This window comes from Chryseobacterium mulctrae (genome assembly GCF_006175945.1).
Classification (GTDB): Bacteria; Bacteroidota; Bacteroidia; order Flavobacteriales; family Weeksellaceae; genus Chryseobacterium; species Chryseobacterium mulctrae.
Genome location: NZ_VAJL01000001.1, coordinates 2,985,001 through 3,008,804, shown reverse-complemented (window position 1 = coordinate 3,008,804; position 23,804 = coordinate 2,985,001). Strand labels below are relative to the sequence as shown.

The following is a 23,804-nucleotide window of genomic DNA, read 5'->3' as shown; positions in this document are numbered from 1 at the left end:
AATTTATATAAAAGTTTTAAAATTAAGCTAAAACTTCTTTTACTTTGTTTGCAGCTTCTTCTAAAGTAATTGCAGAGTGTACCGGAAGACCAGACTCGTCAATTAATTTTTTAGCTTCTACAGCGTTAGTTCCTTGTAATCTTACGATCAATGGAACCGGAAGGCTTCCCATCGCTTTGTAAGCATCTACAACACCTTGAGCAACTCTGTCGCATCTTACGATACCTCCGAAGATGTTGATCAAAATAGCTTTTACGTTTGGATCTCTCAAAACTATTTCGAAAGCAGTCTGTACTCTTGCAGCATCTGCAGTGCCACCAACGTCTAAGAAGTTAGCAGGGTTACCACCAGATAATTTGATGATATCCATTGTAGCCATTGCAAGACCAGCTCCGTTTACCATACAAGCAACGTTACCGTCTAATTTTACGAAGTTAAGACCAGCTTCACCAGCTTCAACATCCAAAGGATCTTCTTCTCTTGTATCTCTCAACTCAGCAAGATCTTTGTGACGGAACAATGAGTTACCATCCAAAGTTACTTTAGCATCTACAGCGATAATTTTGTTATCAGAAGTTTTCAAAACCGGGTTGATTTCGAAAAGAGAAGCATCAATTCCTACGTAAGCATTGTAAAGAGATGAGATGAATTTTGTAAATTCTTTGAATGCATTTCCTTCAAGACCTAGGTTGAAAGCAATTTTTCTAGCCTGGAAACCTTGAAGACCCAAAGTAGGATCAATCAATTCGTTGTGGATTAAGTGAGGAGTTACTTCTGCAACGTGCTCAATATCCATACCACCTTCTGTAGAATATACGATTGTATTTTTACCTTCAGCTCTATCTAAAAGAATAGAAACATAAAATTCTTTAGTTTCAGATTCTCCAGGATAATAAACGTCTTCTGCAACCAAAACAGAGTGTACTTTTTTACCTTCAGCAGAAGTTTGTGGAGTTACCAACTGCATTCCGATGATGTTTTCAGCATTTTCTTTAAGCTTATCCATGTTTGGAGAAAACTTTACACCACCACCTTTACCACGACCACCTGCGTGAATCTGCGCTTTTACAACCCAAGCCTGAGCTCCGGTTTCAGCAGTCAATTTTTCAGCAGCTGCTACAGCTTCTTCTACGTTGTTTGCAACGAAACCACGTTGGATAGCTACTCCATACTTTGATAAAATCTCTTTTGATTGATACTCGTGAAGATTCATATTATTTTTATTATTTTATTTTAATATTTAAAGGTTGACAAATTTAATAAAAAGACACGGAAGTTCAAGTTTATTAGAATAAAAATTAAGATGATATTTCTTCTTTAATTTACTTTTTGTCTTAAATATTTCTATTCTTCGGCTAATTTTTCCGATTGCGAACCAATAAACGGAATTTTCGGAGCTAAGAAATACCCTGTCAAACTTGCAAAAAGTATCGGTACGAAATACGTAAATCCCGTCAAAGTTCCCAAAATAATCGTTGTACTCATCGGCGTTCTCGTAACACATGCATTGATCGCAGCCATACAGCTTACAATCGCTAAAGTGGTGTCAACTGTCGGAAATAAATGATGAATAATCAATCCTAAAGTAGTTCCCACAAAAAACAACGGAATGATGAAACCACCTCTCCATCCCGAAGTTACGGTAATCGCAATGGCTAAAATTTTAAAAATTAAAATGATAATTAAAAAATTCAGGGCGTAATTCCCATTGATCAATTCATTGATTTCATGATGCCCGAAATATCTCGTTAACGGAAAATAAAAAGCAATTATCCCCAATAAAATCCCACCTACTAAAGTTTTAATATAGATTGGAAAATTTCTGTATTCGAAAACTTTTTTGAAAAATTTAACCACAAAAATGAAAATCCAGCCAAACAAAGTTCCTACAATTCCGAAAGCAGTTGCATAGGCAAAATCATAAACTCCGGTGTAATGATAGGCTTTCAAATCCCAAGTCGCTCCGATTCCCAAATGAATAATTAAAGCAAACATCAGATAACTAAAACAGCTCGCTACCAAAGCAGGAATAATCGCCTTGTAATATTCTACAGCGTGTTTATGATGAAGAATTTCCAAAGAAAATAAACTTCCACCAAGCGGAGCGCCAAAAAGTGCTGTAAAACCAGAAGCCATTCCCGCAATACTTAAAGAGCGTAACTCTTCTCCTTTCAGCCTAAAAAGTTTTCCTAAATAGGTTCCTGTTGAACCCGTAACTTGTACCAAAGGTGCTTCAGGACCTAAACTTCCACCCGATGCCACACAAAAAAGTGACGACAAAATCATGGAAGGATTATTTTTAGGTTCTAATTTTCCTTTATTAAATCTGATGTTATTAACAATCAAATGAATTTCTCCAGGATCGCCAATAAAATGAATGACCAAACCTGCCAAAAGACCTGAAATTGCCATCGTCGGAATCACCATCCAACCTTGGAAGTGATGTAAAAATTCTGTGAAGTGTTCGAGAACAATCCAGTATAATCCGGCGATAATTCCGCCAACCAAACCTGTAATTGCCCACATAAAAAAAGTACGGCTGAATACGAAAGGATTAAACTTAATGGGTTGATCCAAAAGATTAAAAGTTCGTATTAAGCGACGTCTTCTGTTGATTTTCATTTTAATTTATTTTTTAAAATTACAATCATCATTTGTAAAATGCTTCGACTTCGCTCAGCATGACATCTCTAATACACAACGTTTTTGTAGGAATGTCGGTCTGAGCGAAGTCGAAGACTTTCTTATCATTTAAATTTTATTCTTTACAAAATAAAAAATCAGCATCAACCAAGCTAAAATCATAAACAATCCTCCAAGTGGAGTAATTGGTCCTAAAAATTTAAGATTCATTCCCCAATAATCCTGCATACTGAGCATATATATACTGAAAGAAAACAGTATTGTTCCAGCAATCATCAAAATAGAAATCCATTTTTGAGATGAGGTGTCAAATTTTAAAATATACCCTGCAATCAGCAAAAAAAACGCAGCGTACATTTGATATCTTACTCCTGTTTCAAAACTTTCCAGCCTTTCTACAGATAATATTTTCTTTAAAGCGTGTGCTCCAAAAGCACCTAAAATAACTGATAACATGCCATAAACAGCACCGAAGACCAAAGTAATTGTTTTCATTTTTATAATTCTTCTAATTCTAATTTTAAATATTTCTTTGTTTTGTAATCCTGCCAAGTTCCGATGATTTTGTTCCCTTTCAAATCTGCTTCGATTAAGGCTCTTGGTATCCATTGTTTTAGTTCTTCACTGTGATAATCATCTTCTGTAATCGACAAATGATCGTGAACGAATTCTCCTCTCCAATTGATCAGTTTCTTACTTTTATCATACCAATAAGAAGCTGAAAAAGAATCATCTTCATTAATAGAATTAATTAAAACGGTAATCGGATACTTTCCGTCAATTTTTCCTTTATACAGTTTATTACTGAAACTCGTTTTATCAACTTTTTCAGAATCAGATAATAAGTTTTTCGCGTATGAACTCCAATACTTTTCCAAATTTTGGTAAGGAAATTCCACAACATGACTTCCCAATTCATCCAGTGCTCTCATCGCATGATTAGAACATCTTCCGGCAATGAATCTTATTTTATTTTTAGCGAAGTAATATTCAATTCCGTCTAAAGTAAAATCGGTAAAACATTCTTCATAAATAGCAATCTGGTCTAAAACCTCTTCCGAAGGGTTTTTCTCAGATTTTAATGCTGCAAGAAAATCATTTATTTCTTTCTTAATATTTTTCTGAATTAAGCCTTCAACAGTTTTTATTGAATTAGGCTGGAATAAATCTTTGGCATTGATTAAATTTCCCGTTCTCAAATCAAAATTCTTCCAAATATCAAAACCTTCAGGATAGGCTCCTGAAGCTTCTCCACTAATGGCAATACTCAAAATATTTTTAGGCGTTTCCAGCTTTTCCCAACCATAAAAATAAACGTAGTTGGAATATGAAGTTTTTCCTGTAGATACCAATTTCGAAGGATTTCCTTCTGAACCGGGAATATATTCAAGCTGATTTACCTGCAAGAATGTATTGATCTTGTTTTCAACCAAAGGTTTTTCAGCATAAGAAACTTTTGGGAAAGCAAAATCTTCGGATTTCGGTTGCAAATCAGTTATTTTTAAATTTTTCTGTTGCGAAAAACTTAAACCGGAAATCAAGAGGAAGAATAGAATTTTCTTTTTCACTACAGTGGATGTAAAAAATATGAAACCAATCTGCTAAGCAAGATTACACCTCCCAAAATAACAAACATCTTCCAAAACTTTTTAGAACGTCTAAAACCAGGATGATTTGTTTGTTTAAGAAAGATTCCAAAAACAACAAATAAGACAGCCAAAATAACCTGTATCATTATTTTTCTCTTAATCTGTTAAATTCGTTGATAACTTCGTGATGCGTCACCGTTTTATCTTTAAAATACGTCACAAAATGCTGTTTCTCTTCTTCCGTTGCACCCATTTGGTTTAAAATATTCAGCAAATGCATTTTCATGTGACCTTTCTGAATTCCCGTAGTTACCAAAGAACGAAGCGCTCCAAAATTCTGAGCTAATCCTGAAACTGCCAAAATACTCATCAATTCCTGAGCAGAAGGTTTTCCAAGAAGTGCCAAAGAGAATTTTACCAAAGGATGAAGATTCGTCAAACCACCGACAACTCCTACAGAAATTGGAAGATCGATCCAAAATCTGAAAATTCCATTATCTGTTGTACAATGTGTTAAAGAAGAATATTTTCCATTTCTCGCTGCGTAAGCATGTGCGCAAGCTTCGGTTGCTCTGAAATCATTTCCGGTTGCGATAACAACTGCATCAACACCGTTCATAATTCCTTTGTTATGCGTTGTTGCACGGAAAGGTTCAATTTCAGCAATCGCAACCGCTTGTTTGAATTTTCTTGCAAATTCTTCGTTTGAAATTCCGCTATCATCTTTTAAATCTTCAATTTTACAGGAAACCTCAGCTCTTACAATACAATCCGGAGTGAAATTGGAAAGAATATTCATTACAATCTGCAAAGAATTTTTCTCTTCCTGTGTAAAATCTTCACTGATTGCAATTTCCTGCTTCAAAGTTTTTCCAAACTGCTCCAAACATGAATTGATAAAGTTGGCTCCCATAGAATCCACAGTATCAAAACTTGCTTTCAGCTGATAATAATTGGGCATTTCAGAAGTTTTGTCGATCAATTTTATATCTAAAATACCGCCGCCACGATTTCTCATGTTTGCTGTAATCGCTTCTGTTGCTTCAAACAGTTTTTTCTTTAAATTAAAATTAAAAAAATGCTGCAGTTTGTGAGATTCAACATCAATGATAAAATGTGTGTGTCCCAGTTTTTCGGTGTTGATGATGGTTGTTTTAAACCCCCCTTTATCAATCCAGAATTTTGCTGCTTTTGAAGCCGCTGCAACTACTGAACTTTCTTCCACCGCCATTGGCAAAGCAAATAATTTCCCGTCGATTAAAAAATTAGGTGCAATTCCGTAAGGCATATAAAAATTGGAGATTGTATTTTCAGAAAACTCATCGTGAAGTTTCTGTAGATCTGCATTTTCGTTCCAATATTGATTGAGTATATTTTGATAATCCTGGTTTCCTTCGAGATATTCGTTAACAAGCCAGTCTATTTTTCCTTGTTTGGTTAATTTAGAAAAACCTTCTACCGGTTTATGATTCATATTGATAATTTTTATATGTCGTGCGTAATCGTAATTTTTACGATTTCACTCATAAATTAATGACCGTAAATATACTAATTTTGCTTTGGAAATATGTGGATAAGTTTGTTTTAAAAACACTGACTTTTCTCAATTTTGGACTTAATTTTGCTTAAAATCTTATTGAATTTTCCATTTTAAAAATATTTATTTAAATGAATTTTGACCGCATAAAAGAGAAACTCGAAATACTTGCAGATGCTGCGAAGTATGATGTTTCGTGCTCATCAAGCGGTGGAAAAAGAAAAAATAACGGTGGTTTAGGCGACAGTTCAGCAAGTGGAATTTGTCACACTTATACTGAAGATGGACGTTGTGTTTCTCTCCTTAAAATCCTTTTGACCAATCATTGTATTTACGATTGTATCTATTGCATTTCCAGAAAATCGAATGATATTAAACGTGCTGCTTTTACCGTGGAAGAAGTGGTTGATTTAACCATCAGTTTTTACCGAAGAAATTATATTGAAGGCTTATTTTTAAGCTCAGGAATTTTCAAAGATGCCGATACGACGATGGAACGTTTGGTGAGGGTTGCAAAAAAACTAAGAACCGAACACAATTTCAACGGATATATTCATTTGAAATCAATTCCCGGAGCAAGTGATGATTTGATGAATGAAGCAGCGCTTTACGCCGATCGCTTGTCTGTCAATCTTGAAATTCCGACAGAATCTGGACTAAAATTATTGGCACCGGATAAAAACCGTGAAGATATGCTTCAGCCGATGAGGATTGTTCAGAAAGGAATTCAGCAATATAAAGACGAAAAGAAAATCATCAGAAGCACTCCGAAGTTTGCTCCGGCCGGACAATCAACACAAATGATCGTGGGGGCAACCAACGAAAACGATTTACAAATCATTAAAGTTGCCGATCATTTTTACAAAAATTACGGAATGAAGCGGGTTTATTATTCCGGTTATATTCCGGTTACGGTAGATAATCGTTTGCCTTCGATTACATCGGAAGTTCCTGTTTTACGGGAAAACCGTTTGTATCAATCAGATTGGTTGATGCGTTTTTATGGTTTTAAAGCTGATGAAATTTTAGATTTCAATATGCCATTTCTTGATCTGGAAGTCGACCCGAAATTAAGCTGGGCTTTGCGACATCTGGATCAATTTCCTGTAAATCTTCAAACTGCAGATCATAAAATGATCCTAAGAATTCCCGGAATTGGTGTAAAAACGGCACAGAAAATTGTGAGTGCAAGAAAATTTCAGGTTTTAAATATCGACCATCTTAAAAAACTGGGCGCTGCAGTCAATCGGGCAAAATTTTTCATTGATTTTACGTATGGAAATCCATTTTTAAAACATTTAACTGATTTAAATTTAAGGAAGTTGATCATTGGTGGAAGTCAATCGAAATTTCAGAATCAGTTTTCGCAACAATTGACACTTTTTTAAACACGAATTTTACGAATATTTTTTCACAAATAACACTATTATAACTCTAATACTCTCAAACCCTCCAACTTAAATGACCACCCTACTCTACGACGGAAGTTTCGACGGACTTTTCACTGCGATATTTGAAGTTTTTGAATATCGGTATCAAGATGTGGAGATTTGTAGCAAAGAAAATTTCCAGCAGGAGAATATGTTTGCAGAAATTCATGAAGTGATCACCCAACAGGAAAAATCGGAAAGAGTTTTAAACAAATTAGAACAAAATATTGGGAAGTCGGGAATCCATCAATTATTACAGGTTTTTCTTTCTGAAGATCAGGAAATGGAAAATCTTATTTTATCAGCAGTAAAACAATCTATCAAACATCCTGAAGAAAATATATTACAAAATTTTGCAGATAATGATATTTTGAAAATTTCAAAAATATGCAAATCTGTAAGTAGAGAAAGACATCGAATGACTGCTTTTGTACGGTTTGAAAAATTACAGGACGATATTTATTTTGCAAAAATTGATCCTGATTTTAATGTTTTACCTTTGATAAGAAAACATTTTAAAGACCGTTACGCAGACCAAAAATGGATGATCTATGATTTGAGAAGACATTACGGTTTGTTGTATGATCTAGAAAACTGTGAATTCTTTTATCCTGATGAAAAATTAGATTTAAACCAATATCAGCAGAAATTTCACGAAGAAGAAAAAAAATACCAGACCCTTTGGCAAAGTTATTTTACCAAAACCAATATTAAAGAAAGGAAAAACACAAAATTGCATATTCAACATGTTCCGAAGCGATATTGGAAATATTTGACGGAGAAATGGTGAGAAATACTATTCTTACTTAAAAAACATCGGAAAAGATTGAACTCCTACGGAGTTCTAATTGTGGATTTTACTATTATCCTACAAAGGTATCGCTCCTCTGGAGCTGTTGTTGATAAATGGTAAATAAGTTTTGGCTAAAGCCAAACTGATGGAGCAAAAGAAAAGCCGGGCTAAAGCCCGACCCTTTTGATATTTTTTTATAAAATTTTCTCAAAACAGATACTGTTTTCAATTCCTGCATATTGCCCGTAATTAGGAATGATAGCATAGTTACATTTTTTATAAAGAGCAACAGCTTCTGTTTGCTTCTTACCTGTTTCTAATACGGTTTTTTCATAGCCCAATTCTTTTGTCCAAATCTCCAGTTCTTTTAAAATTGACGCTGCAAAACCTTTTCCACGAAACTCAGGAAGTGTAAACATTCTTTTTACTTCCATTGTGTTTTCGTCAATTGGTTTTATCGCTCCGCAAGCAACCGGTTTTTCATTTTCAAAAATAACGATACAGTTTTTCAGCAGAGTAATTTTATTATATTGATCATAAAAAGCATGGTCTTCACCATCCATTTCTGCTAGATAAGCATCCAACTTTTTTACAAGATTTTGAAAATCGGAATTTTCGGAAGTAGTTCTGAGAATTTGCATTTTATTCGGATTTAAAATTTATCTGGCAGATTTAGCAAATTTCGCAGATAAAAATATAAAATCTGCCCAATCTATTTAATCTGCGAAAGATTTAATTTAAAAATTCACTACAAACTTTCTATCATTAATCAGCTCTGCAATCGCCAACATATCTTTTCCGATTAATCGGTCATCTTCCAGTTTATCAACTTTAGAACGAAGAATGGCAAAGTTTTCTTCAATAATTTTTGAGCATTTTGCAGGTCTTCTGAATTCTAAACCTTGTGCTGCAAACATTAATTCAACCGCCAAAATATTTACAAGATTCCCTAAAACCTGATTGAATTTTCTACCAGAAATACTTCCCATTGAAACATGATCTTCCTGACCTAAACTTGTCGGGATAGAATCCGCCGAAGCCGGGAAACAAAGCGTTTTATTCTCAGTAACCAACGCTGCAGAAGTATATTGCGGGATCATAAATCCTGAATTCAAACCTGAGCTTTCAGTTAATAATCTTGGTAAACCGTATTTCCCTTCTAACAATAAATAACTTCTTCTGTCTGAAATATTTCCTAACTCTGCAACAGCTAAAGTTGCATAATCTAAAGGCATTGCCATTAATTGCCCGTGGAAATTTCCTCCTGAAATAGATTCTTCAGCGCTTAAAACGATCGGATTATCGGTTACAGAATTCAATTCCGTTTCGGCCATCATTTTAAGATGTTCAAAAGCATTTCTACTTGCACCGTGAACCTGAGGAACACATCTCATAGAATAAGGGTCCTGTACTCTTTCGCACTCTTCGTGAGCTTTTAAGTTTTCAGAATTCTTTAAAAATTTCAGCATTCTTGCCGCTACTTTTTTGCTTCCTTCAAACGGTCTAATGTCGTGAAGTTCTTTTTTAAATGGACTTGCTGAACCTCTGTAAGCTTCAAGACTCATTGCAGCAGTCATATCCGCTAAATCTAATAAATATTCAAATTTTTCTAAACCTTTTATCGCATGAGCCAGAATAAACTGAGTTCCGTTGATTAATCCCAAACCTTCCTTCGGTCCTAAAACCAATGGTTCAAGATTGTTTTTTTCTAAAACTTCAGCCGTTTCAAAAATTTCGTTTCCTACCCAAACCTGTCCAAGTCCTAAAAGTGGTAAAACCAAATGTGAAAGAGGAGCCAAATCTCCCGAAGCTCCTACAGAACCTTGCTCCGGAACTACAGGAATAATATCTTTTTCAAGCATCAGAATAATTCTTTCAATCACTTCCAAAGAAACTCCCGAAAAACCTTTAGACAACGCATGAACTTTCGCAATCATCATAATTTTTGAAAATTCTTTATCAATCGGTTTCCCTACTCCTACTGCGTGAGAAATAATTAAATTGTACTGAAGCTGAGCTGTTTCATCAGCCGAAATTTTAGTATCACAAAGCGGTCCGAATCCTGTATTGATCCCATAAACACATCGATCTGACTCTACAATCTGTTTTACATTATTCTGAGATTTTAAAATTTGCTCTTTCGCTTCTTTATTTAATGTAGCTTTATTTGGGTCTTTACAGATTTCCAAAACATCATGAAAACTGAAAGTATCTATACCGTATATCATTTCAAAAAATTTGCCTAAAAATACACATTTTGAATCATACTTAAAAAGACTATTAAAGTAAAATATGGTATCCTTAAATAAGACAATATTCAGATTTATAAAAAACTTCGACATCCTTAAAATATTTTATCAAATCATCAATTATTTAGTTATTTTTACCGAAATAATTTAAACTAATATTTATGAAATTTAAAGCTCTATTATGGGCACTTTCATTCACAAGTGCATTCTCATTCGCTCAAGACAAGGTGAAGTATTCTAAGGAAGACATCAAAAAAATGGAAACTTATCTTTTCAATGAAGGTTTCAATATTCCGTCTCCAAAGAAAATATCTACTATTATCATGAAAGACGGAACTGTAAATAAAGGATATTGCAGTAAAGTTGATTCTAAAAAAGGACAGATCTACGAAATTGCCATTAAAGACAGCGCTACAAAAAAGCAAATGACTTTTAATGCTGAAAATGTAAGTGAAATGTATATTTACCCAAGTAACGCTGAAAAAATTGCAAAAGTTGGAAAATATTTTGGAAACATCAGAAACTTCGGAACCAAAAAACTGACAAAAAATACAACCGGTGAAAACATTCACTTTGTGAATCAAACTGTTTCTTTAAAGAATAAAAAAGATGAAAAAGAATTTTTGATGCAGCTTATCAATCCTGAATTCAGCGACATTATCTCCGTTTATCATGATCCGAGAGCTAAAGAAACCGGAGGTGTTTCTTTTGGTGGTCCTCAATTGGGTGGCGGAGTTATTAAATCTTTCTATGTGAAAAAAGGCGACAAAGTAATGTGGTTGCACAAAGATGATTTTGAAGACAATTATGATTTCTTATTTGGCGACAATACAGAATTCATGAAAAAATATCCTAAAAAATCTGTAGAATGGGATTATTTCAGCTTTTTGGTGAGTCAATACACCGAAATGACAAAAGGATAAAATTATTTAATGATAAATCTGAAGCTGTAGAATTTCTGCAGCTTTTTTTGTTGGTATAAAATACATTGAGAATGCTTAATTTTGTGATATGAATCCGTCTTTAGAATTACAGCTTAAAACTTTACCTTCAGAACCCGGCGTTTATCGATATTATGATAAAAACGAAAATCTGCTGTATGTAGGAAAGGCTAAAAACCTAAAGAAAAGAGTACTTTCTTATTTCAACAAAACGCTTTCCGGGTACCGTACCAGAATTATGGTCGGAAAGATCAACCGTCTTGAAACCACTATTGTCAACAGTGAATACGACGCTCTTTTATTGGAAAACAATCTGATTAAAGAACATCAGCCTTTCTACAACGTGATGTTGAAAGATGATAAAACTTATCCGTGGATTTGTATTAAAAATGAAGATTTTCCAAGGATTTTTCTTACGAGAAATAAAATAAAAGACGGTTCGGAATATTTTGGACCTTACGCAAAAGTACGTCCTGCAAAGATTTTATTAGACACAATTAAGCATATTTATAAACTTCGTACCTGCAATTTAAATTTATCTCCGAAAAAAATTGAGGAAGGTAAATACAAGGTCTGTCTTGAGTTTCATATAAAAAACTGTGAAGGACCGTGTGAAGATTTGGAAAGCAAGGAAGATTACGACGAAAAAATCGATGCAATTCGTGGGATTGTAAAAGGAGATTTCCGAAGAGCAAAAGAATATTTGATCAATCAAATGACGAAATATGCGTCTAATCTTCAGTTTGAAAATGCACAGCTCATTAAAGAAAGACTGGATATTTTGGAGGATTATCAGGTGAAACATACCGTAGTAAATCCGGATATTGATGATGTAGATGTTTTCGGAATGACGAGTGATGAGACTGCGGCTTATGTTAATTATTTCAAGATCAGGAACGGAAATATTATTCAAAGTTTTACCACAGAGATCAAGAAAATGCTTGAAGAAACCGATGAAGAGATCATGGAAGAGGCTTTGATAGAAATCCGCCAAAAATTTGATTCTGATTCTAAAGAAGTTTTGCTTCCGTTTCACTTAACCGTTGAAATTCCGAACGTAAAGCTGATTGTTCCGAAAGTCGGCGATAAAAAAAGAATCGTTGAACTTTCTGAAAAAAACGCCAAAGAATACAGAATTGAAAAATTAAAACAGGTACAGATTGTAGATCCCGAAAGACATTCTAACAGAATTATGGCAGAAATGCAAAAGCTATTAAGAATGCCTGTAGAACCGAGACATATTGAAGGTTTTGACAACTCAAATATTCAGGGAACCAATCCGGTTTCGGCATGTGTTGTTTTTAAAAACGGAAAACCGAGTAAGGCTGACTACAGAATTTTCCATCCTAAAACGGTTATCGGTCCTGATGATTTTAAAACCATGGAAGAAGTCATTTTCAGACGCTACAAAAGAATGTTGGAGGAAGGCGAAAGTTTACCTCAATTAATTTTGATCGATGGTGGAAAAGGACAGCTATCTTCTGCTGTAAAAAGTTTAAAACTTCTTGGTCTTTACGGAAAAATTACCATTGTGGGAATTGCCAAAAGACTCGAAGAAATTTTCTTTCCTGAAGATCCTATTCCTTTATATCTCGATAAAAAATCTGAAACGCTTAAGATTTTACAACAAGTACGTGATGAAGCCCACCGTTTTGGCGTAAAACATCACAGAACAAGACGTACCAATTCTACCATAAAATCTGAGCTTGAGGAAATTCCGGGGGTTGGTGAAAAAACAATTGAATTGCTTTTATCTAAACTAAAATCAGTCAAAAGAATAAAAGAAGCCAACCTAGAAACTTTAGAAGAAATTTTAGGAAAATCTAAAGCGAAAGTAATCTGGGAATTTTTCAATGCTGAATAAAACAAAAAATCTCTTATCGATGATAAGAGATTTTCAATTTATTGTTAAAGAAAAGTTTTAAACTCCTCCCATTACATACATGTTTTCCATTGTAGGAATTGTGCTTCCGCCTTCTTTTTCTAAAGTAATGGCAAAAGCCTGCGCATTCGGAATATTGGCTAAAGCTATTTTAGCATCTTTTTCGTCGGTGTACATTCCTGCGCTCACTGGTTTTCCGTCTGCAATTGCCCAAAGTTGGTACTGCATTCCTTCAGGAGCTTTTGGCAAGCTATTCGCCGTTAAGTAAACATCTTTTGAAGTTTTATCCCAATATACCACAGCGTTGGATTCTGGATGTTTTTCAACGCCCGCCAAAACAATTTTAAGCATATTTGGGTTTGAAGTTATCTTCAGTTTTTGCTCAAGATTTTGCATCGCAAGATTCTGAGATTGCTTATCAGACTTTAAACCAGCTAATTCGTTTTTCATTTCGTTTTGGCTGTTCATCCAATATAAATTACCTCCAATACTCACTAAAAATAAAACAGATGCAGCCACCGCAAAGGTTTTCCAGCTGTTACTTTTTTCTACTTTTATTTCCTGCGTTATCTGTTGAGTTTCCATTTTTGGTTCAACATTATTAATAGGAATTACAGGTTTCTCTTCTACAACTTCTTGTTCAAGTTGAATTTTATCCCAGATTTTTGCTTTTAAATCAGTGGGTGGTGTCATTGCCTGTGCAGTTGCAAGCAATTCAAAAGTTTTCTGCGCCTCTTCATAGGCAGCTTTTACTTCAGCATTATTCTTCATCACACACTCCAAAATACCTGCTTCCTCGGGAGAAACAAGACCTAGAATGTAAGATTCTAGAATTCCGGATGATATGTATTCTTTACTATCCAATTTATTGATAATCTTTTAACAAGTCTTTTAATTTAATCAATGCATTTCGCATTTTTGTTTTAACAGTACCTAAAGGCATATTCAGTTTTTCTGATATTTCACTCTGCGTAAATCCTTGATAATAGGCAAGATCAATGAGTTCCTGCTTATCAGATTCCAAACTTTCAAGCACTTTATTAAACCCAATAAAATCTGAATTATTGGTAGTTGTAAGTTCCGCATTCTCATATACGAAATCTGGTAAAGGTTGGTTTTTAAGTTGGTTTTGAAAGCTTTTAGATTTAAGATAATCAATTGCCGTGTTTCTTGCAATATTAATCATCCAAGTATAAAATCTACCTTTCGCAGCATCATATTGATGAATGGAATTCCAGATTTTTACAAAAACATCCTGAATAATCTCTTCTGTATATTCTTTAGACTGAACAATTCTGAGAATTACACCATACAACGCACCAGAATAGTTATCATACAAGTGATGAAAACCAGCTTCGTTTTTCTGTCTCAGCAAAACGATAAGTTCTTCTTCTGAATAATTTGTTTTGATGGTGAATATTTTTCATTTCAAATGTAATGAAATAATATAAATAATGAGAAAAAAGTTTTAAAAATTACGTACCACACAGAATTGATTAAAAAATAATCAATTACCGTTAATTATTGTTAAAATTTAAATTCTTAAATCTAAACCAAACTGATCTTCGTAAATGAGGGTAACAAACAAAATTACTTACTCAATAATAATTTAAAAAATTAAAGAAATGAACACAAGATCAAAAATCGCAGTATTCGGAATGGTGGCTTTATCATTCGCATTCAGTGGAAATGCAGCTGCACAGCAAATGAAAGAAAAAACAGTAATGGTAGGTGGAGCAGCAATGTATCCTTCTAAAAACATTATTGAAAATGCGGTAAATTCTAAAGACCACAAGACATTGGTTGCCGCAGTAAAAGCTGCCGGTTTAGTGGAAACGCTTCAAAGCAAAGGTCCTTTCACAGTATTTGCTCCAACTGATGCTGCTTTTGCAAAATTACCAACAGGAACAGTTGAAAATTTAGTAAAACCAGAGAATAAGGCAATGCTTATAAAAATCCTTACCTATCATGTTTTACCCGGAAAATATAGTGCAAAACAAGTTTGGGCAGCGATAAAAGCAGGAAACGGTAAAGCAATGATGAAAACTGTACAAGGTGAAGAGCTTACGTTCTGGACAAAAGGAAAAGATTTATATGTTACCGATGCAAAAGGTAACAAAGCGAAAGTTACGATTGCAGACGTTAATCAGTCAAATGGTGTGATACACGTAATTGATACGGTGTTGATGCCTTAATTTTAGTTTTTATGGTTTATTTTAAGGAAGGCTTACCTGAAATTTTCGGGTAAGCCTTTTTTATATTTTTTTTGAAAAGTTGTAAAGCTATTTTACAGGTGAAAATACTTCTTTAGAATATTCGTCGTTACCTTTTGGAATTTCAATTACTAAATTTCCATTTTCATAATATCCTGTTGTAGATTCGCCTGAACCTAATTTAACTCTGAAAACATCTTTTTTAGTAGTCTCTTTGAAAGTAGCAAAAGGAACAGAACTGTTTCCGTCTACCAAAATAAATTGAGAAGCATCAATCTGAATTTTCTGAAGACTTAGTTGAACTAAACCTTCGGTAGCTTTCCCAATCGCATAAATCAGTTACTTTGTAAAGTTAATTAAAAAATCAATAGAATGGCTACAAAAAAAAGAGTTTAGACGAGCTCAGAGAAAACAAAATCATCAATCAGGCAAAGCGCGAAGTGCCTGGTTTTACAGAACTTTTAAGCCGTTTTGAACGTACGGTTTCGGTGTTGGGACGCAGTCAGAGCACGTTCAATAATTACTCCAGACACGTCGCGGCGGTGTCGCTGCATTTCGGGAAAATCCCGACAGAATTGGATCCTGAGCAGATCCACGATTACCTTTTTTACCTTCAGAAAAAATCAAGATCACCCTCGCAATCGTATTTTAAACACACGGTTTACGGACTTCGGTTTCTGTTGAAATCGGAAGGTTTGAGCTACGATTATCTAAGTCTTCCGGAAATTAAAAAAGAGAAAAAACTGCCTGTTGTGCTCAGTAAACAGGAGGTTTGGCAGATGTTGTCATGCTGTAAACTTTTAAAACATAAAATCTTAATCGGGTTGCTTTACGGTTGCGGATTGCGCTGTCTGGAGGTCAGAAATCTCCGTTTATGCGATTTGGATTTTTACCGAAAACAGCTGAAAGTGGTTCAGGGAAAAGGCAAAAAAGACCGCTATTTGCCTTTGTCGGAACATTTGATTCGGGGTTTGAAAAAATATATTGAAGCGGAAAAACCGGAAGATTTTCTCTTTGGAGAACCTCGAGCAAATCGTGCAGGTGGAGAATTCGATTCAAGATATTCGCAACGTGGCGTACAATGGGCGGTGAAACAGGCTTCAAAAACGGCAAAAATATTGAAAGAAGTGAGTGTTCATACGCTTCGGCACAGTTTTGCGACGCATCTTTTGGAGGATGGGATGAACATTGTGAGCATCAAAAATCTCCTCGGCCACGAAAACATCGAAACGACCCTCGTTTACCTTCAAATCGCCCAACTTTCTACCCAAAAACTCTTCTCTCCACTGGATACTTTGTTTGAGGAATGCAGAGCGAAGTAGTTGGTTTTGAATTTGTTAAAAGCCAAAATTCAAGCTTTAAATTTAATGAAAATCAACGTTTAGAAATCTCAAAAATACAGTCTGCTCAACCTGAATCTCAACCTCGATACGAAGTCGCAGATGTGTTGAATATTTTAGGTTCAAAACTAGAAAATTTAGGATTAAATTCCTGGCAATTAAGAACTTTATTTGCGTTAAAAAAGTGCCGTACATCGGCTTTGGGCGGTCATATTGACGCTTGTGACGAATGCGGAAATATCAGCATCAGCTACAACTCCTGCCGAAACCGGCACTGCCCGAAATGTCAGGGCAAAAACCGCGAAAAATGGATTGAAAACCGGGAAACCGAACTGCTTCCAGTGCCTTATTTTCACGTGGTTTTTACCGTTCCGGAAGTGCTGAACAAAACCGCACTTCATGCTCCGAAAATGTTGTATGATATTTTATTTGAATCGGCTTGGGAAACGCTGCAAACCTTTGGTGAAAATCGAGGTTTAAAAATGGGAATGATCGCTATTTTGCATACTTGGGGACAGAATCTGAGTCTGCATCCGCATTTGCACTGCATCGTTCCGGGTGGCGGCGTGGATGAAAACGGAGTTTGGAAAAACATCAGAAGCGACGGTAATTTTTTGTTTCCTGTAAAGGCTTTGAGCAAAGTTTTCAGGGCTAAATTTTGTGAGAAGCTGAAGGTTCGGTTATCATTAAAATGTAATAAAAATCAGACGGAAAATGATGAAAATCAATTTGAAAACCGAAAAAATGAAGCAGAAACTTATGAAAAACTCAGACAAAAACTTTGGGAAAAACCTTGGGTAGTTTTCGCTAAAAAACCCTTTGGCAGCCCGAAATCTGTGGTGGAATATTTGGGAAGATATACGCACAAAATCGCGATCAGCAACCAGAGAATCAGGAAAGTTGATGCGGAAAATGTAACGTTGGAGTACAAAGATTACCGCCAAAAAGGCATCAAAAAGCAGATGGTTTTGAGCCATGAGGAGTTTATCCGCCGTTTTGCGATGCATATTTTGCCGAAAAGATTTGTGAAAATCCGCCATTACGGTTTTCTCAGCAGCACATGGAAACGAATGAAGCTAAAAAATCTGCAACAGAATTTAGGCATTCAGCCCAAAGGAAAATTTCCACCCAAAACTTTTCAGCCGAAATGTAGTTGCTGCAAAGTTGGGAATTTGGTAACGATTGCAACGTTCGATTTGCGCGGTCCGCCCCTTTGGTTTTTGGAGATGAGCCAAAACTTTGAAAAGCCAAAAATCTAGCATTTTGGGTAAGGGTATTTATGCCTAAAAGTGAAGGAAAACACGATAAAACCAAGAAAAACCATCAAATTCACCCACAAAAAAAGAGACCTTTCTGAAAGTCTCCTGTATATCTTTAAAATCCTTCGTCGGTAAACCCATAATGCTGAAAAAAGCTCCCGAAGCTTCCGTTCAACAGGGTTTTCATTGTTCGTGCTTCGCACGCAACGAAAACTTAGCTATTTTCCGTTGCTGTATTTTTCTGCCTTTGAAGCTTGAGATTTTTGTTCGCTTACTTTAGGAATTTCCTGTACAGTTTCTTTCACCACTTGAACTTCCTGTTTAAAAGTTGTGTTTTCAACAGGTTTTGAGATAGAAATATTTACTAAAGCTTTAGATAATGCATCTTTGAAACCTTCTTCATATTCTTTTATTGACGAGTTTCCTTTTTCAGAAGAAATCACTTTGCTGTTGCAGTCTTTAAATTCTAAAATAATTCTATTTCTAAGAAAACTACTGTCATTTACGAGATCAGCATTCAGAACGCTACACGGATTAACATTTGCTTCTTCCGGCCATTGACCTCTGTTTTCAGAAATTACTACATATTGTTTAGATTTTAGACTTTTAGTTAAAAATGCGCTAAGTCCGTAATTATTTTTTTTAAAACTTTCAAGCGAACTTGGAACAACAACATATTTATAATCAGAAACTTTCTGTGCATACGAAAGCATCACACAAAAAGATGATATAATAACTGATAACTTCTTCATAAAATTAATTTAAATAAAATAATTAATCATTTCTAAATTCTCCCATATCCAGTTTTAATGAGAAGAAATTAGAGTAAAAATTAGAACCTCCGATTCCTGAATTACTGATTGCGTAATCAAGCGTTAAACCTCTGTAACGAATTCCTATACCTGCGCTTGGCTGAAAAGAGACTTTTCTCTGAAGGTCTTCAATATCGGTAATCGACTGAAATCTGTTAACACCTACTCTTACAAAAATCATTTTCTGATATCCCAATTCTGCTCCTGCATAAGGCGTGATACTTGCAAAATCTGTTGAAAGCAGAGCCGCTGTTTTAGCAAAATCTACATTGATTCCCGCCTCCGGTAAAACATACAAACTGCTGTTGATATTAAATAACTTACTTGCTCCTGCATTTAGCTTCGGCATCGTCAATTCCATTTTATCGGTTGGAGCAGGGTTAAATTCTTCACCATTTACAATGGTAGACAATTCTTTTTGATTCACAGTCCAAAAGTTGACGGTAGTCGTAGCATCACGAAGAACCCCTCCAAATTTCCAGCCGTTATCAGCTTTATAAATAGCACCAACATCAAAACCAAAACCATATCCGCTTGCAAATTTCCCTACATTTCGGTAAACGATTTTAGCATTCACACCAACATCCAATTTCGGATTTCCACCAGGATTGAATGCATAAGAAATGATTCCTGCATAATCTGATTGTGAGAATTTAGTAATTTTATCGTAATCAATATTTCCTTCCGTATCGATTAATTGAGTAGTATTTAAAATATTATCAACCCCTAAACGGACAACAGAGACTCCGAAAACACCAGTTTCCAAAACTTTTGCGTAAGCCAAATAATCATATTTAGCAATAGATTCAAAATATTCTGCGTGCATTGCTGCACCTTGCCAATCTCTTGTAATCCCATTCAAGCCTGCAGGATTCCACATCGGTGAATACACATCGTCCTGACTGGTCATTACGGCACCTCCCATCCCGATTCCTCTAGCTCCGGCTCCGATATTTAAAAATTCATTGGAATATTTTCTGATAATCTGAGATTGAGAAAACCCAAATAAAAGGGAAAATACTAATAATAGATATTTTTTCATCATGTAGAATAGATGCTTAGTTAATGTTTTTTTGTTTTCTAGTTTTTATCAGCGCATTTACAACAATTGCCAAAATCATAACCAAAGATGCAACATAAAATACAGGGCTCATGTGTTCTGATTCTCCAAAGATAAAAAAAGCTAGTATAATTCCGTAAACTGGTTCTAAATTAACTGTTAAAATTAAAGTAAATGGCGAAATATATTTCATCAGCTTCACAGATTCAAACATAGGATATGCTGTAAATACACTTGCCAACAAGCCTATTAACGCAAGATCTCTATAATTTATTTCATCCATCTGCATGATTTGTCCCGTTACCAAATAAAACAGCATTAAAATAAACCATCCTGAAAAGATTTCATAGAAAATAATATTTCCAGAACTGGTTTTTCCGAAAAGTTTTCCATTAAAAACAGAAAAAACGGTTCCGAAAATCGCGCACAAAACTCCGTAAAAAATTCCTTCTTTATACTGAAACTCTGTTTTAAAAATAAGTAAAATACAGGCAACAATCACCGCTCCCATTACCACTTCCGAAACATCTACTTTCCGTTTAAAAACAATAGGCTCCAAAACCGAAGCAAACAAAGTAGATAACGAGAGACAACTTAAAGCTATGGAAACGTTGGAAACTTTAATCGAATAAAAAAAGCAGTACCAATGCAGCGTCATAAAAAAACCAACTCCCGATAATTGTAAGAATAATTTTTTTGAAACTTTAATGCTCTCTTTTTTGTAAATTCTTATAAATGCATAAAGAAATATGGCCGCAAAAAGCATTCTGTAAAATACAAGAATCTGGGCATTTGCGGTAATCAGTTTACCTAAAATTGCTGTGAATCCCCATAAAAAGACAATTAAATGTAATCTGAAAAGTGCTAATTTCTGCATATTGATCCTCTAAATTTTAAACAGACAAATTTACAAATAGCTTTTCATTAAATTTAAAAAAATATAAGATTAGTATCATTATTTCTAATGATAACATCAACTTTCTTGTTCAGGATAAAATTTTATTTAATTTATCCGCTAAATATTAAAATTTGGATATTAAAGAAGTAACAGAATGAGTATAAAAATCCAAAAACCCTGAAAATCTATAGAACTTTCAGGGCCTTCAAATAATAAACTATTAAAAAAATAAACTAGGAACTTAGAGTATTTATATAGAAACTTTCATTTCTATTACTCTATTGTAAAGTTAGCAAAATATGCACCAAAAAAAACGTATCATTTGTTAAAAATATCATAATTTTCTGATAACCAAATCATTAAAATAAAATAAACATATTTTACTACTTTTTCTAAAAATAGTATCTTTAGGCAGATTAAAATATAAATTTCATGGATATTGAATTTAACAAAAGAGAAGATCAAAATAAATTAAAATTATCTGAAATCAATCGTTTGCTTACAGAAATAAAAAAAGGAGGTGGCGAAAAAAGACTTCAGAAACTTCGTGACGAAGGGAAAATGACGGCAAGAGAAAGAATAGAATATCTTCTTGATAAAAATTCAGATTCCATAGAAATTGGTGCTTTTGCTGGTTATGAAATGTATGAAGAACATGGCGGTTGCCCAAGTGGTGGTGTTGTGGTTGTAATGGGTTATGTTTCAGGCAAGCAATGTTTAGTTGTAGCAAATGATGCTTCGGTAAAAGCTGGAGCTTGGTTTCCGATTACAGGAAAGAAAAATCTAAGAGCGCAGGAAATCGCTATGGAAAACAGACTTCCAATAATTTATCTTGTAGATTCTGCAGGAGTTTATCTTCCGATGCAGGACGAAATTTTCCCTGATAAAGAAATGTTCGGAAGAATTTTTAGAAATAATGCTAAAATGAGCGCTTCAGGAATTATTCAGATTTCTGCTGTGATGGGAAGCTGTGTTGCGGGGGGAGCTTATCTTCCTATTATGAGCGACGAAGCAATGATTGTTGATAAAACCGGTTCTATTTTCTTGGCCGGAAGTTATTTGGTAAAAGCTGCGATTGGTGAAAGTATCGACAATGAAACTTTAGGTGGAGCAACAACGCATTGTGCAATTTCTGGAGTTACCGATTATAAAGCTAAAGACGATAAAGATGCTTTAGACCGTATTAAAAATATTATGAAATCTGTAGGAAGCTATGACAAAGCAGGTTTCGACAGAATAGAAAGTTTCCCTCCTAAAGAAAAAATAGATAATATTTTCGGAATTATGCCTGTTTCCAGAGCAGAGCAATACGATACTTTAGAAATTATAAAATGTATTGTTGATAATTCTGAATTTGAAGAATACAAAGCAGATTACGGTAAAAGTATTATCTGTGCAACGGCAAGAATTGACGGTTGGTCTGTAGGAATTGTTGCCAACCAAAGAAAATTGGTGAAAAGCGGTAAAGGCGAAATGCAGTTTGGTGGAGTAATTTATTCTGATTCTGCCGACAAAGCAACGCGATTTATTGCTAATTGCAACCAGAGAAAAATTCCTTTGATCTTTTTACAAGACGTAACAGGATTTATGGTAGGTTCAAAATCAGAACACGGTGGAATCATTAAAGACGGTGCAAAAATGGTGAATGCAGTTTCTAATTCTGTTGTTCCTAAATTTACGATCATTACCGGAAATTCTTACGGAGCAGGAAACTATGCAATGTGTGGAAAAGCTTACGATCCGAGATTGATTGTAGCCTGGCCATGGGCAGATTTGGCTGTAATGGGAGGAGCACAGGCTGCGAAAGTTTTAGCACAAATCCAGGAATCTACTTTGAAAAAACAAGGAAAAGTAATTACTGAAGAAGAGCACCAGGAAATTTTAGATACCATTACAAAAAAATATCAAAAACAGACGGAAGCAACCTATGCAGCTTCAAGATTGTGGACTGATGCAATTATCAACCCTATCGATACCAGAAAATGGATTTCTATGGGTATAGAAGCAGCCAATCATTCTCCGATTACTGAAAAATTCAATTTGGGAGTAATTCAAGTGTGATTTTACTCGATTTTACAATATTTGGCCTCACTTTTAGAAGTGGGGCTTTTTATATTATGTTAAATAATCCTAAAGAATTATAAAGTTTCAAAACACCATACTATTAAGGTAAGATTTTTGTTAACATAATATATCTAAAAACTAATAAGCACTACAACCTCTTTTTAATTACTAATCCCAAAAGGAAACCTATGAAAAGATATTTTGCAGTATTTATTGCCTTATATACCGTCGTTTTATTATACATGATGTTTTACGCATCCGGAAGAGAACCTTCTGAAATTTCTTATATTCAGCATCAGCCGTTTATTACTATCCAGCATTTTTTTAATGACAATAATATAGACAATCAAGCTTTTATCGTCAACATATTTGGGAACATATTTCTATTCAGTCCATTCGGTTGGTTGGGATTATGCATCAAAAAATTCAACCGTTTTATCCCTGTTACTTTGTTCTTTTTAATTGCAATAAGTATTATCGAATCAACACAGTATTTTACAGGCAGAGGCGTTGCAGATATAGACGATGTATTTTTAAATACTTTGGGGATGTTAATCGGCTTTTTCCTATTCAAATATGCAACCTGGAAAAACATTGCCAATATTCAGTTTCATTTTCAATTATTAGAAAACGATTCTACTGTAACAGCTTCTTAGATATAACTTTTTAAGATATGTAAATGTATAATCTAGTAAAACATTATGTTTCTTAGGAGCTTATTCCGGCTATACGCTTTTACTCCTCACGTCGTTGTTTCTCCATCTCTAAATCCTTCCTACTCTCCTACTCACGTTGCGGGGTAACCGCTTCTATCCGAGCTAGAATCATAGTTATTCGATATTAGTTTTGGCTTAATTAAGACAACTAAGTTTATTCAGCTTTAGTTTGTTCATTATATCAGCTTTAATCTCTTTACTTATTACAACTCTAAAATTAATACGCGTCACTTTTCTTGAGCTCAGAGAGGTGTAATTGTGATTATTTGCTACTAAAAAGGTTCCGCTACTGAACTAGCTATTATAAATATATTATGACTAAAGAAAATAAACTGTGAAGAAGAAGTTACTGTTGTAAATGAAATCATGTAATTATTC

22 protein-coding genes are annotated in these 23,804 nt (G+C 34.5%); 9 read left to right on the top strand and 13 right to left on the bottom strand.

All coding sequences use genetic code 11. The features are described 5' to 3' along the window. Window positions 1–22: 22 nt before the first annotated feature. From sucC to FDY99_RS13820, 5 genes are all read right to left on the bottom strand, one after another. Complete coding sequence (gene sucC, locus FDY99_RS13840) at window positions 23–1,213, bottom strand: ADP-forming succinate--CoA ligase subunit beta (RefSeq protein ID WP_074230142.1); 1,191 nt, start codon at window positions 1,211–1,213, stop codon at window positions 23–25. 131 nt (window positions 1,214–1,344) lie between these two features. Continuing rightward, complete coding sequence (locus FDY99_RS13835) at window positions 1,345–2,622, bottom strand: chloride channel protein (RefSeq protein ID WP_139422257.1); 1,278 nt, start codon at window positions 2,620–2,622, stop codon at window positions 1,345–1,347. Between the two features lie 129 nt (window positions 2,623–2,751). Continuing rightward, the gene (locus FDY99_RS13830; protein ID WP_074230144.1) at window positions 2,752–3,138 is read right to left on the bottom strand and encodes a DUF423 domain-containing protein; all 387 of its coding nucleotides are present in this window, start codon (window positions 3,136–3,138) and stop codon (window positions 2,752–2,754) included. Window positions 3,139–3,140: 2 nt separating this feature from the next. Next, window positions 3,141–4,211, bottom strand: coding sequence for a hypothetical protein (locus FDY99_RS13825; RefSeq protein ID WP_139422256.1), 1,071 nt, complete (start codon window positions 4,209–4,211; stop codon window positions 3,141–3,143). A gap of 166 nt (window positions 4,212–4,377) precedes the next feature. Beyond that, a complete protein-coding gene (locus FDY99_RS13820; protein ID WP_139422254.1) occupies window positions 4,378–5,706 on the bottom strand; it encodes a hydroxymethylglutaryl-CoA reductase, degradative in 1,329 nt (442 codons plus the stop codon). Between the two features lie 194 nt (window positions 5,707–5,900). Here FDY99_RS13820 and FDY99_RS13815 point away from each other — a divergent pair, with 194 nt between their 5' ends. Both FDY99_RS13815 and FDY99_RS13810 read left to right on the top strand, forming a co-directional pair. Then, entirely contained in the window at window positions 5,901–7,157 is a 1,257-nt protein-coding gene (locus FDY99_RS13815) for a putative DNA modification/repair radical SAM protein (RefSeq protein WP_139422252.1), read from the top strand. A gap of 73 nt (window positions 7,158–7,230) precedes the next feature. Continuing rightward, entirely contained in the window at window positions 7,231–7,989 is a 759-nt protein-coding gene (locus FDY99_RS13810) for a TIGR03915 family putative DNA repair protein (protein ID WP_139422251.1), read from the top strand. Window positions 7,990–8,186: 197 nt separating this feature from the next. On the opposite strand, the gene FDY99_RS13805 is transcribed toward FDY99_RS13810, so the two are convergent. Together FDY99_RS13805 and hutH are read right to left on the bottom strand one after the other, a co-directional pair. Continuing rightward, on the bottom strand, window positions 8,187–8,633 hold the full coding sequence (locus FDY99_RS13805; RefSeq protein ID WP_139422248.1) for a GNAT family N-acetyltransferase: 447 nt from the start codon (window positions 8,631–8,633) through the stop codon (window positions 8,187–8,189). Window positions 8,634–8,729: 96 nt separating this feature from the next. Beyond that, the gene (gene hutH / locus FDY99_RS13800; RefSeq protein WP_139422246.1) at window positions 8,730–10,220 is read right to left on the bottom strand and encodes a histidine ammonia-lyase; all 1,491 of its coding nucleotides are present in this window, start codon (window positions 10,218–10,220) and stop codon (window positions 8,730–8,732) included. A 182-nt stretch (window positions 10,221–10,402) separates the two neighbouring features. On the opposite strand from hutH, the gene FDY99_RS13795 reads away from it, so the two are divergent. After that, window positions 10,403–11,164, top strand: coding sequence for a hypothetical protein (locus tag FDY99_RS13795; protein WP_139422244.1), 762 nt, complete (start codon window positions 10,403–10,405; stop codon window positions 11,162–11,164). Window positions 11,165–11,252: 88 nt separating this feature from the next. Next, window positions 11,253–13,046, top strand: a complete 1,794-nt coding sequence (gene uvrC, locus FDY99_RS13790; protein ID WP_102981582.1) for an excinuclease ABC subunit UvrC — start codon at window positions 11,253–11,255, stop codon at window positions 13,044–13,046. Between the two features lie 57 nt (window positions 13,047–13,103). Here uvrC and FDY99_RS13785 read toward each other — a convergent pair whose 3' ends face one another. Together FDY99_RS13785 and FDY99_RS13780 are read right to left on the bottom strand one after the other, a co-directional pair. Next, window positions 13,104–13,928 carry an anti-sigma factor gene (locus FDY99_RS13785; protein WP_139422242.1) on the bottom strand — a complete coding sequence of 275 codons (825 nt, stop codon included), beginning with the start codon at window positions 13,926–13,928 and terminating at the stop codon, window positions 13,104–13,106. Window position 13,929: 1 nt separating this feature from the next. Then, window positions 13,930–14,439 carry an RNA polymerase sigma factor gene (locus FDY99_RS13780; RefSeq protein WP_228418755.1) on the bottom strand — a complete coding sequence of 170 codons (510 nt, stop codon included), beginning with the start codon at window positions 14,437–14,439 and terminating at the stop codon, window positions 13,930–13,932. A gap of 250 nt (window positions 14,440–14,689) precedes the next feature. Here FDY99_RS13780 and FDY99_RS13775 point away from each other — a divergent pair, with 250 nt between their 5' ends. Then, a complete protein-coding gene (locus tag FDY99_RS13775) occupies window positions 14,690–15,259 on the top strand; it encodes a fasciclin domain-containing protein (protein WP_139422240.1) in 570 nt (189 codons plus the stop codon). An 87-nt stretch (window positions 15,260–15,346) separates the two neighbouring features. Here FDY99_RS13775 and FDY99_RS13770 read toward each other — a convergent pair whose 3' ends face one another. Then, window positions 15,347–15,532, bottom strand: a complete 186-nt coding sequence (locus tag FDY99_RS13770) for a hypothetical protein (protein WP_185148731.1) — start codon at window positions 15,530–15,532, stop codon at window positions 15,347–15,349. A 185-nt stretch (window positions 15,533–15,717) separates the two neighbouring features. On the opposite strand from FDY99_RS13770, the gene FDY99_RS13765 reads away from it, so the two are divergent. Next, window positions 15,718–16,599, top strand: coding sequence for a tyrosine-type recombinase/integrase (locus tag FDY99_RS13765; protein ID WP_228448715.1), 882 nt, complete (start codon window positions 15,718–15,720; stop codon window positions 16,597–16,599). After that, entirely contained in the window at window positions 16,584–17,876 is a 1,293-nt protein-coding gene (locus FDY99_RS13760; protein WP_228423886.1) for an IS91 family transposase, read from the top strand. Before FDY99_RS13765 ends, FDY99_RS13760 begins: the two co-directional genes overlap by 16 nt. Window positions 17,877–18,094: 218 nt before the next feature. Here the strand turns inward: FDY99_RS13760 and FDY99_RS13755 are convergent, their stop codons facing one another. From FDY99_RS13755 to FDY99_RS13745, 3 genes are read right to left on the bottom strand one after another with little or no spacing between them, the layout of a single operon-like run. Beyond that, complete coding sequence (locus FDY99_RS13755) at window positions 18,095–18,628, bottom strand: hypothetical protein (RefSeq protein ID WP_139422238.1); 534 nt, start codon at window positions 18,626–18,628, stop codon at window positions 18,095–18,097. 22 nt (window positions 18,629–18,650) lie between these two features. Further along, a complete protein-coding gene (locus FDY99_RS13750; protein WP_139422236.1) occupies window positions 18,651–19,733 on the bottom strand; it encodes a putative type IX sorting system protein PorV2 in 1,083 nt (360 codons plus the stop codon). A gap of 13 nt (window positions 19,734–19,746) precedes the next feature. Next, window positions 19,747–20,625: a DMT family transporter gene (locus FDY99_RS13745; protein WP_139422234.1), complete on the bottom strand. Its 879-nt coding sequence runs from the start codon at window positions 20,623–20,625 to the stop codon at window positions 19,747–19,749. A gap of 453 nt (window positions 20,626–21,078) precedes the next feature. On the opposite strand from FDY99_RS13745, the gene FDY99_RS13740 reads away from it, so the two are divergent. Further along, the gene (locus tag FDY99_RS13740) at window positions 21,079–22,707 is read left to right on the top strand and encodes an acyl-CoA carboxylase subunit beta (RefSeq protein WP_139422232.1); all 1,629 of its coding nucleotides are present in this window, start codon (window positions 21,079–21,081) and stop codon (window positions 22,705–22,707) included. Between the two features lie 191 nt (window positions 22,708–22,898). Next, window positions 22,899–23,366, top strand: coding sequence for a VanZ family protein (locus FDY99_RS13735; RefSeq protein ID WP_139422230.1), 468 nt, complete (start codon window positions 22,899–22,901; stop codon window positions 23,364–23,366). Window positions 23,367–23,804 lie beyond the last annotated feature (438 nt).

Bases quoted from the DNA above. Each gene is read 5' to 3' on its own strand.
- FDY99_RS13795 (WP_139422244.1), top strand. From the start codon at position 10,403: ATGAAATTTAAAGCTCTATTATGGGCACTTTCATTCACAAGTGCATTC.
- FDY99_RS13830 (WP_074230144.1), bottom strand. From the start codon at position 3,138: ATGAAAACAATTACTTTGGTCTTCGGTGCTGTTTATGGCATGTTATCA.
- hutH (WP_139422246.1), bottom strand. From the start codon at position 10,220: ATGATATACGGTATAGATACTTTCAGTTTTCATGATGTTTTGGAAATC.
- FDY99_RS13740 (WP_139422232.1), top strand. From the start codon at position 21,079: ATGGATATTGAATTTAACAAAAGAGAAGATCAAAATAAATTAAAATTA.
- FDY99_RS13745 (WP_139422234.1), bottom strand. From the start codon at position 20,625: ATGCAGAAATTAGCACTTTTCAGATTACATTTAATTGTCTTTTTATGG.
- FDY99_RS13815 (WP_139422252.1), top strand. From the start codon at position 5,901: ATGAATTTTGACCGCATAAAAGAGAAACTCGAAATACTTGCAGATGCT.
- FDY99_RS13750 (WP_139422236.1), bottom strand. From the start codon at position 19,733: ATGATGAAAAAATATCTATTATTAGTATTTTCCCTTTTATTTGGGTTT.
- FDY99_RS13760 (WP_228423886.1), top strand. From the start codon at position 16,584: ATGCAGAGCGAAGTAGTTGGTTTTGAATTTGTTAAAAGCCAAAATTCA.
- FDY99_RS13735 (WP_139422230.1), top strand. From the start codon at position 22,899: ATGAAAAGATATTTTGCAGTATTTATTGCCTTATATACCGTCGTTTTA.
- FDY99_RS13805 (WP_139422248.1), bottom strand. From the start codon at position 8,633: ATGCAAATTCTCAGAACTACTTCCGAAAATTCCGATTTTCAAAATCTT.
- FDY99_RS13820 (WP_139422254.1), bottom strand. From the start codon at position 5,706: ATGAATCATAAACCGGTAGAAGGTTTTTCTAAATTAACCAAACAAGGA.
- FDY99_RS13775 (WP_139422240.1), top strand. From the start codon at position 14,690: ATGAACACAAGATCAAAAATCGCAGTATTCGGAATGGTGGCTTTATCA.
- uvrC (WP_102981582.1), top strand. From the start codon at position 11,253: ATGAATCCGTCTTTAGAATTACAGCTTAAAACTTTACCTTCAGAACCC.
- FDY99_RS13755 (WP_139422238.1), bottom strand. From the start codon at position 18,628: ATGAAGAAGTTATCAGTTATTATATCATCTTTTTGTGTGATGCTTTCG.
- FDY99_RS13835 (WP_139422257.1), bottom strand. From the start codon at position 2,622: ATGAAAATCAACAGAAGACGTCGCTTAATACGAACTTTTAATCTTTTG.
- sucC (WP_074230142.1), bottom strand. From the start codon at position 1,213: ATGAATCTTCACGAGTATCAATCAAAAGAGATTTTATCAAAGTATGGA.
- FDY99_RS13810 (WP_139422251.1), top strand. From the start codon at position 7,231: ATGACCACCCTACTCTACGACGGAAGTTTCGACGGACTTTTCACTGCG.